Below are 7,632 nucleotides of genomic sequence, written 5' to 3' on the forward strand. Positions count from 1 at the left end.
GGTGGACGCGCGCCTCGCCGACGGCAGCCGCGTCAACGCCATCATCCCGCCGCTGGCCGTCGACGGCCCGCTGGTTTCGATCCGGAAGTTCGCGAAACAGCCGATCCACATGGATCGCCTGATTGAGCTCGGCAGCATCACATCCGAAATGGCGGCGATCTTCCAGGCGATGGTGAAGTCCCGGCGCAACATCCTGATCTCCGGCGGTACGGGTTCAGGTAAGACGACGCTGCTGAACGCGCTGTCGGCCTTCATCGACGACGCCGAGCGCATCGTCACGATCGAAGACTCGGCCGAACTCCAGATGCAGCAGTCGCAAGTGGGACGCCTGGAGACCCGACCACCGAACATCGAGGGCCGGTGCGAAGTCACCCAGCGTGACTTCGTCCGCAACGCGCCCCGCATGCCGCCCGACCGCATCATCCTGGGCGAAGTCCGCTCCGGCGAGGCCTTCGACATGCTGCAGGCCATGAACACCGGCCACGACGGCTCGATGACGACGGTGCACGCCAACACCCCGCGCGACGCCTTGTCCCGCATCGAGCAGATGATCGGCATGGCGGGTCTGGAAATCTCGCCGCGATCGGTCCGCCAGCAGATCGCCGCGGCCATCAACCTCGTCGTCCAGGCCGAGCGCATGGACGACGGCCGCCGCCGCGTTGTCTCGATCACCGAGATCGTCGGCATGGAAGAGGACGTGATCACCACCCAGGAGATCTTCCGCTTCCGTCGTCAGGGAAAGTCGCCGGACGGTCAGATCACAGGCACGTTCGAGACGACCGGGGTGCGCCCGCGCTTCCTCGACGTCGTGATCTCGCGCGGCATTGAGCTGCCGCCGGGCCTGATGTTCTCGGCCGGGCGAAAATCGGTCTGACCGATGGCCGCCGTCATCACCCCCATCATCTACGTCCTGACCTTCATCGCGGTCGTCATCGTGGTGCAGGTCGTTGCGGGCTTCGTGTTTTCGCGTCGCGATCGCGAACAGCGCGTCAACCGCCGGCTGACCATGCTGGGCCAGGGCATGAGCCGCGAGGAGGTCTACACCTCACTCGTCCGCAAGGGTGCCGCGTCGCCGACGGTGTCGAACGACGCTCGGCTGAGTCGACTCTGGGACAACGTAGCCCTCTATTGCAGCCAGGCCGGCCTGACGTGGACGCCCATTCAGGTCCTCGGCATCGTGGCGGCGGTCGCAGCCGTCCTATGGCTGGTGGCGCTCAGCCTGGCGAGCTCGGGTGGCGGCATATCGCTGTTGCTGAACGGCGCGGTGTCGCTGGTCGGCGCCGTAAGCCTCGCGGCGCTTGGCGTATGGATCTGGGTGCGCCGCCTGCGCAACCGGCGCCTGAAGCAGATCGAGGAGCAGCTCCCGCTGGCCCTCGACATCATCAACCGCGCGATACGGGCCGGGCATCCGGTCGTTTCATCGGTGCAGTTGGCGTCCGACGAGCTTAGCGATCCGCTGGGGTCCGAGTTCGGAATCATCGTCGACGAGACGACCTACGGCATGGACTTCCGGGAGGCGCTCTCGAACTTCGCGCATCGGACCGGCTCGCCGGACGGGCACTTCTTCGCCGTCAGTGTCGCCATCCAGTCCGACACGGGGGGCAACCTGGCCGAGATCCTCCAGGGTCTGGCGACAGTGATCCGCGGTCGCTCGACGCTGGGCAAGCGGGTCCGCTCGTTGGCCAGCGAAGGCCGAGCTTCGGCAGTCCTGCTCAGCATATTGCCGGTGGCGATGGTGTTCTTCCAGATGTTGATCAATCCGACGGTCTATTCCAGCAAATTCTCGGATCCGATCTTCTGGCCTGTCGTCGCGGGAACGACATTGGTTTATTTGTGTGGATGGATGATGGTCCATCGCATCATCAACTTTAAGTACTGAGTGCAAGAGATGTTGGCGCTGTTCGACATACTGATCCAGTTGTTGACCTTCGGCGCCGTCTTCGTTGGCGTCCTGTTTGCGCAACGCACGGTGGGCGCCGCATTGACGGTTCGCCGGCGCATGGGCGACCAGATGGGTGCGGTCGCCCAGGCGGGCGAAAGCGGCGTCATGCGCTCGGACGCCATCGAGAACCGTTTCCTGAACTGGGTTCAGTCGGCGCTGCTGACGGACACGGCCGACCGGAGCAAGCTTCGCCGCGACCTCGCGCTGGCCGGCTTCGAGCATCCGGCGGCGCCGGCCACGTACGTCGCGACGCGGATGTCGCTGGCGATCGGCCTCCCGCTCCTCCTGATTGTCGGGCCGACGCTCCTGGGCCGCCCGCTGGCGGGGCTTGGCGCGATCGTCTTTCCGCTCGTGCTCTGCGGCCTCAGCCTGATCCTTCCGCGGTGGTTCATCAACCAGCGGGCGAAGGGACGGCGCGGGGCGATCGAGCTGGAGTTTCCGGACGCGCTGGACCTGCTGGTGGTCTGCGTCGAGGCGGGTCTCGGCCTCGAGGCAGCGGTCGTCCGGGTCGCCCAGGAGGTGAAGGCCTCCCATCCTCGCATCGCCGAGGAGTTCGGACGGCTCGCCGACGAAATGGAAGCGGGCCGCGGCCGCGCGGACGCGCTGCGCGCCATGGGCGAGCGGGTGGACGTCGATTCCGTCAAGTCGTTCGTCGCCCTGCTGATCCAGACCGAGGCCCTGGGCGTCAGCATCGCCCAGAGCCTCCGGACCTATTCTGTCGAGATGCGCGAAACACGCTTCCTCAAGGCCGAGGAGAAGGCCATGCGGATCCCGGTCCTCATGACCCTTCCGATCGTGGCTTGTTTCATGCCGGTGATCATCGTGGCGCTGCTCCTGCCGCCCCTGATCGACGTCGCGCGTACCCTGATGCCGCAGCTTGCAGGCCAATGAGGTCCCCACCATGACCCGTTCCGCTTCCGGCGCCGCCCTGACTGCGCTGCTCACGACGGCCTGCGCGGCCGTTCCGCAGCAGGCCGAGTGGGTCGAGGCGCGGCCACTGCAGATCGGCGCCGAGCGACAGGTCTCCGCCGCCGACGGCTACTACTCCGGCGCCGTCGCCGCGATCGGCCGCCGCGACTACGCCGCGGCGCTGGAGCTCCTGCAGATGGCCCGCGCTCGCGCTCCGAGCGATGTGCGCATCTTCAACGCGTTCGGCGTCGTCTACGACAAGCTGGGCCGCTTCGACCTGAGCGCCCGCTACTATTCCCAAGCTGCGGCGCTGGAGCCGTCGTCGCCCATCATCGCCGCGAACGTCGCCTATTCCGCCGTCCTGGAGCACCAGGTCGCTCAACCCGTGGAGGGCGTTCGGCTGGCGCGCGCCGACGGCGAGCTGAGGCGTTTCGACCAGCCCGATCTCACCCCTGAACCCGCGCCCGTCGTCCATCGGATCGTCCAGGCGGCGTCCGCTCCGGTCGTCGCCACGGCAGGCCCTCCCGTTCGGATCGAAGCCACGCGAACGCGGCTGGCCTCGGCGTCGCCGCGTCCGATGGCGCAGCCGGCGTTCTCGGAGGCTTCTCCCCCGCTGACCCGGGCCCGCGCGCCGGCGCTCGATCCCATCGTTGCGGCCCCGCAGCCGGCGATCGCGGCGAGTGGCGCGCCCGTCCGCATCCAGGCCGCATCGACCCGCCCCGCTAGCGCCTCGCCGAGGCCCATGCGCCAGCCGACCTTCGCCGCGTCGACCGAGCCGGCCGTCCCGGCCGCTGGGCCGCCGGTGCGGCTGCCGCTGGCGACGGCGGCGGTCTCTCCGCAAGCCGTGCCGCCGGCCGCCCCGCGGCACGTCCTCTACCCCATCGTGAGCGCCGCCGCGTCGCCCATGGTGGCCAGCGCGCCAGTCCGCGTCGACGCCGCCGGACGGCCGTCGCCGGCCTCTCTGCGCGCCATGGGCCAGCCTACCTTCGTGGCGGCGGCTGAGCGGCCGCCTGCGGCCGGCCCCCCGGTGCGTCTCGCGCTGGTGTCGCAACCGCCGTCGCCCCGCCAAGCCATCGCCCAGCCCGCCAGAAGGACTCCGGTGGTCCGCCTCGCCGCAACGTCGGCCGCTTCGTCGCGTGTGGTGAAGCTCGCCGCGGCGACGCCTGCGCCGCGCCGCCTGCCGCTGCTGACCGGAAACACCCTGCTGGTGATCAACGCATCGGGCCGGCAGGCCGGAGGCGATCCCGTCGTGACGCGCCTGGCGCGTCTGGGCTGGTCCGTCCCGAAGGCCGCGCGGCCCGGGCCGGCGCAGTCGCAGACCAGCATCGTCTATCCGGCGCGCAACGCCGCGGTCGCCCAGGCTTTGGCAAGAACTCTGCCGTACAAGGTTCGCCTTGTGAATTGCGCCAGCCGCTGCGACCGTATGCGTCTGGTCGTGGGCGCCGACGCGCTCGCATGGCGCAAGGGGCCGCGCCCCGGATCATTGGTAAGGGCGAAGAGGGCATGATCACCCGCTGGGCAAGCCTCGCGCTGACCGTGGTGCTGCTGGCGGCCGGCCCGTCGGCAGCCAAGCCGTCGGCGGAGGGGACGCTGACGGCCGCGGGCGTGGCCGAGATACGGCGCGCCATCGACGAGCAGAGGCTGCTCGACGCCGGCCGCATGATCGACCAGGCGATGCTCGGCGGCGTGACCGACCCGCGGCTTTCACTGCTCGGCGGCGACCTCAACCTCGTCCGCAAGCGGTACAACGTCGCCCTGACCAGCTATCGCATGGCCGAAGGCGCGGCCGAGACCCGCGCCCAGTCGCTGCAGGGACAGGGACTGGCCCTGGCGCTGCTCGGACGATCGACCGAGGCGCTGGAAATGTTGAAGCGCGCGGTCGCCGAGGACCCCAAGGCCTGGCGCGCCTGGAACGCCCTGGGCGCGCAGTATGACACCCGCGGCGACTGGACGGCGTCCGAGGCCGCCTATGCCCAGGCGATGGCCAACTCGGGGGGGGCGCCGCAGGTGCTCAACAACCGCGGCTACTCGCGGCTGCTGCAGAGCCGGCGTGACGAGGCCGTGGCCGACCTGGTCGCCGCGCTGCAGAAGAAGCCCGACATGAGCGAGGCGCGGACCAACCTGCGCGTGGCGCTGGCCATGGGCGGCGACTACGAGCGCGCGGTGTCGGGCGCGTCGGCCGACGAGCGGGCGGCGCTGCTCAACAACGCGGGCTTCGCGGCCGGTGTTCGCGGCGACTACGCCAAGGCGGAGGAGCTGCTGAACCAGGCCCTCAAGGTGAAGAGCGAGTACTACGCGCGCGCCTCCGAGAACCTGAAGATCGTCCGGGCCCTGGCCGCGCAGAACGGCGCCAACGCGACGCCGCATGCCGCTCCCTGAGCTTCTCCGCTATGTCGTCGCCGCGGCGCTGACAGGCGTCCTCGTCTGGGCGGCGGTCAGCGACGCGATCTGGCGTCGCATCCCGAACGCATCGGTGCTGGCCGTCGTCGCGCTCTACGCCGTCTGGGCAGTGCTCGTCGGTGGGGCCGGCCTCGTCGGGGCGCTCGTCACGGCGGTGTTGTTCCTGGCGGTCGGGTTCGGCTTGTTCGCCCTCAGGATCTGGGGCGGCGGCGATGCGAAGCTCCTCGCGGCGGTCGCGCTGTTCGCCGGTTTTGCGCACTTCTCGACCCTGATCCTCGTGACGGCCGTAGCAGGTGGCCTCATGGCCGTCGTCTCCCTGGCGTCGCGGCCGGCGCGCGCGCTGGTGATCTGGAACATGAAGGGCAAGGGCGATTTCGGGCGCGGCATCCCGTACGGGGTGGCGATCGCCGCGGGCGGCGCCATCGTGATCTGGGGTCAGCTGCTGGGCTGGATCAGGCCCTACGCCGCGTTCTGAGCCGGGACCGCAGGCTCGGGCAGCCAGCGGGCGCTGCGGACGAGCAGGGCCACGACCAAAAGCGCCACGCTGCCCACGGCCATGTCCCACCACATCAGGTGCGGCGTGTCCTGCGAGAAAAGCCCTGGGCTGCCGCGGAAGGCGTCGCCGGCCGAGACCAGCACCACGGCGCCGAAGACGTTGTTCACGAGGTGCAGGCCGGAGGTGAAGGCGATCCCGCGGGTCCGGATCGCGATCATCGCCATGATCACGCCGAAGACGGTGGCGCTCGCGGCCTGCGGGGGCCCGTTGGGAAGGTGGACCGCGCCGAAGATGAGGCCGCTGACCAGCGCGGCGGGCAGGGGCTTCTTGATCGCCACCATGAGGCCCTGGGTGATGTGGCCGCGGAAGATGTACTCCTCCGCGAAGGTCTGGAACGCCAGGCCGGCGAGCGCCGCGAGCGCCAGCTGGGGTGTTCCGGGACCGGCGCTGATGCGGAATCCCGACGGCGCGATGGCGAAATCGATCAGCGCGGCGGCCGTCAGAGCGACCAACCAGACGGCGCCTCCCAGGCCGAAGAGGCGCCACGACCACCAGCCGAGAAGGTCGGTCGGCCGCTTCTTCTGGACCCACCACACGGCGAGCGCGACACCCAGCAGCAGGAGCCCGAACACGACGCCGTTGAAGAGGAAGAAGAAGACGGGCTGTCCAGGGTCCTGGGCCGCCGTCATCCAGTCCTTTGACAGGACGCCGCCCAGCTGAAGGGGCAGGAGCGCCACGCCGCCCACGACGACGGCGAACATGAAGCCCAGCACCAGCGCAAGCACGTAGCGCCAACCGGCGTTCCGTCCGCGAGCGGCATAGTCGAGATAGGTCATGGCGTATCGACGTTCCGGCGAGTCGCGCCGGGCGTCGTCGCCTAAGCGCGTGGTTTGCGACAGCATCGCCCGAGACTTCTTAAGGAGATATCTCGCGGTCATCCCCCGCGCCGGACCGCTTGTCCCGAAAGGGGACAGGGCCGGGTGACGGATCGCTCGTCGAGCGAAGCGGCGAGGTGCGACGTTCGAGCAAATTAAGCCGTCATAAGCGGCAATTAGGAAGCTCCAAGGGGGCCCCCCTGTTACAGTCAAGCTGTTGTCGACGTGCCTTCAGAGTCGCCCTGAAATCCGACCCTGAGAGGCCGCTGCAGAGCGTTTGCGAGTCCTCGGCGCATCAGCACCTGCGTCGCAGCACCCCAGCGTATGGGCTCGTGGAATGGGGTCGGGGCGCGGATCGATCGGTCCGCGCCCCGTCTCTTTTCGGCGGCGTCCGCCAGACGGCTTGAACCCTGCAGGCGATCCGGGGTGACGTTCCACTTTGAGAATGCCGGAGGGAGACGGGCGATGCGGTTGCTGTCGAAGGCCAGGAAAGCATGGAAGCGCCCGACCGCGGCCGGGGCCGCCTTCATGGCCCTCCGGATCGCGCCCTGGGTGGCCTTCGGCCCGATCACCGGCGTGATGAGCGAACGCGCGATCCACTGCTATCGGAAAGGCGACAGGGTGCTGGCCGGCCTCTACGTCGTGGCGAACATCACGGTCCTCATCGGCATCCCCGCGCTCACCGTGTTGCTGGCGGCCCGGATCGAATAGCCGGCATTCGCCGGCCCTCGCCAGTTTTGCGTTCAGTGACCCGGTGGCTTATCTGCCCGCCTGGAATGACGCGACACCCATCACATAGACTGTCCGTGGCCCCGATGATGGACTGGACCGACCGGCACTGCCGGGTCCTGCATCGGATGCTGTCGCGTGAGAGCCTGCTCTACACCGAGATGCTGACTACGGGCGCGGTGCTGCACGGCGACCGGGCGCGGCTCCTGGCGTTCTCGGAGGTGGAGCATCCGGTGGCGCTGCAGCTAGGCGGGTCGGAGCCGGCGGACCTCGTGGAGGCG

The 7,632-nt window shown here is 69.2% G+C and carries 9 protein-coding genes; 8 read left to right on the top strand and 1 reads right to left on the bottom strand.

The window, feature by feature from the left end; translation table 11 throughout:
* The 6 genes from VGD44_RS13275 to VGD44_RS13300 form a co-directional block, all read left to right on the top strand.
* Positions 1-874: CpaF family protein (locus VGD44_RS13275; protein WP_331087765.1), on the top strand; the 874-nt coding region annotated here is incomplete at its 5' end.
* A 3-nt stretch (positions 875-877) separates the two neighbouring features.
* The gene (locus tag VGD44_RS13280; protein WP_331087767.1) at positions 878-1,879 is read left to right on the top strand and encodes a type II secretion system F family protein; all 1,002 of its coding nucleotides are present in this window, start codon (positions 878-880) and stop codon (positions 1,877-1,879) included.
* Between the two features lie 9 nt (positions 1,880-1,888).
* Positions 1,889-2,833: a type II secretion system F family protein gene (locus VGD44_RS13285; protein WP_331087769.1), complete on the top strand. Its 945-nt coding sequence runs from the start codon at positions 1,889-1,891 to the stop codon at positions 2,831-2,833.
* Positions 2,834-2,843: 10 nt separating this feature from the next.
* Positions 2,844-4,358, top strand: a complete 1,515-nt coding sequence (locus tag VGD44_RS13290) for a LytR C-terminal domain-containing protein (protein WP_331087770.1) — start codon at positions 2,844-2,846, stop codon at positions 4,356-4,358.
* Entirely contained in the window at positions 4,355-5,230 is an 876-nt protein-coding gene (locus VGD44_RS13295) for a tetratricopeptide repeat protein (RefSeq protein ID WP_331087772.1), read from the top strand. The genes VGD44_RS13290 and VGD44_RS13295 overlap by 4 nt, the downstream gene beginning before the upstream one ends.
* The gene (locus VGD44_RS13300; protein WP_331087774.1) at positions 5,217-5,726 is read left to right on the top strand and encodes an A24 family peptidase; all 510 of its coding nucleotides are present in this window, start codon (positions 5,217-5,219) and stop codon (positions 5,724-5,726) included. The genes VGD44_RS13295 and VGD44_RS13300 overlap by 14 nt, the downstream gene beginning before the upstream one ends.
* On the opposite strand, the gene VGD44_RS13305 is transcribed toward VGD44_RS13300, so the two are convergent.
* Entirely contained in the window at positions 5,711-6,649 is a 939-nt protein-coding gene (locus VGD44_RS13305; RefSeq protein ID WP_331087776.1) for a type II CAAX endopeptidase family protein, read from the bottom strand. The two genes, VGD44_RS13300 and VGD44_RS13305, sit on opposite strands and share 16 nt — an antisense overlap.
* Before the next feature lie 438 nt (positions 6,650-7,087).
* Between VGD44_RS13305 and VGD44_RS13310 the strand changes: the two genes are divergently transcribed.
* Positions 7,088-7,333, top strand: coding sequence for a hypothetical protein (locus VGD44_RS13310; protein WP_331087778.1), 246 nt, complete (start codon positions 7,088-7,090; stop codon positions 7,331-7,333).
* A gap of 104 nt (positions 7,334-7,437) precedes the next feature.
* Positions 7,438-7,632: tRNA-dihydrouridine synthase (locus tag VGD44_RS13315; protein ID WP_331087780.1), on the top strand; the 195-nt coding region annotated here is incomplete at its 3' end.

Source organism: Phenylobacterium sp. (assembly GCF_036402295.1).
Classification (GTDB): domain Bacteria; phylum Pseudomonadota; class Alphaproteobacteria; order Caulobacterales; family Caulobacteraceae; genus Phenylobacterium.

Excerpts from the sequence above, each read along its gene's own strand:
- VGD44_RS13295 (WP_331087772.1), top strand. The coding sequence starts at position 4,355 with ATGATCACCCGCTGGGCAAGCCTCGCGCTGACCGTGGTGCTGCTGGCG.
- VGD44_RS13305 (WP_331087776.1), bottom strand. The coding sequence starts at position 6,649 with ATGCTGTCGCAAACCACGCGCTTAGGCGACGACGCCCGGCGCGACTCG.
- VGD44_RS13290 (WP_331087770.1), top strand. The coding sequence starts at position 2,844 with ATGACCCGTTCCGCTTCCGGCGCCGCCCTGACTGCGCTGCTCACGACG.
- VGD44_RS13310 (WP_331087778.1), top strand. The coding sequence starts at position 7,088 with ATGCGGTTGCTGTCGAAGGCCAGGAAAGCATGGAAGCGCCCGACCGCG.
- VGD44_RS13285 (WP_331087769.1), top strand. The coding sequence starts at position 1,889 with ATGTTGGCGCTGTTCGACATACTGATCCAGTTGTTGACCTTCGGCGCC.
- VGD44_RS13300 (WP_331087774.1), top strand. The coding sequence starts at position 5,217 with ATGCCGCTCCCTGAGCTTCTCCGCTATGTCGTCGCCGCGGCGCTGACA.
- VGD44_RS13280 (WP_331087767.1), top strand. The coding sequence starts at position 878 with ATGGCCGCCGTCATCACCCCCATCATCTACGTCCTGACCTTCATCGCG.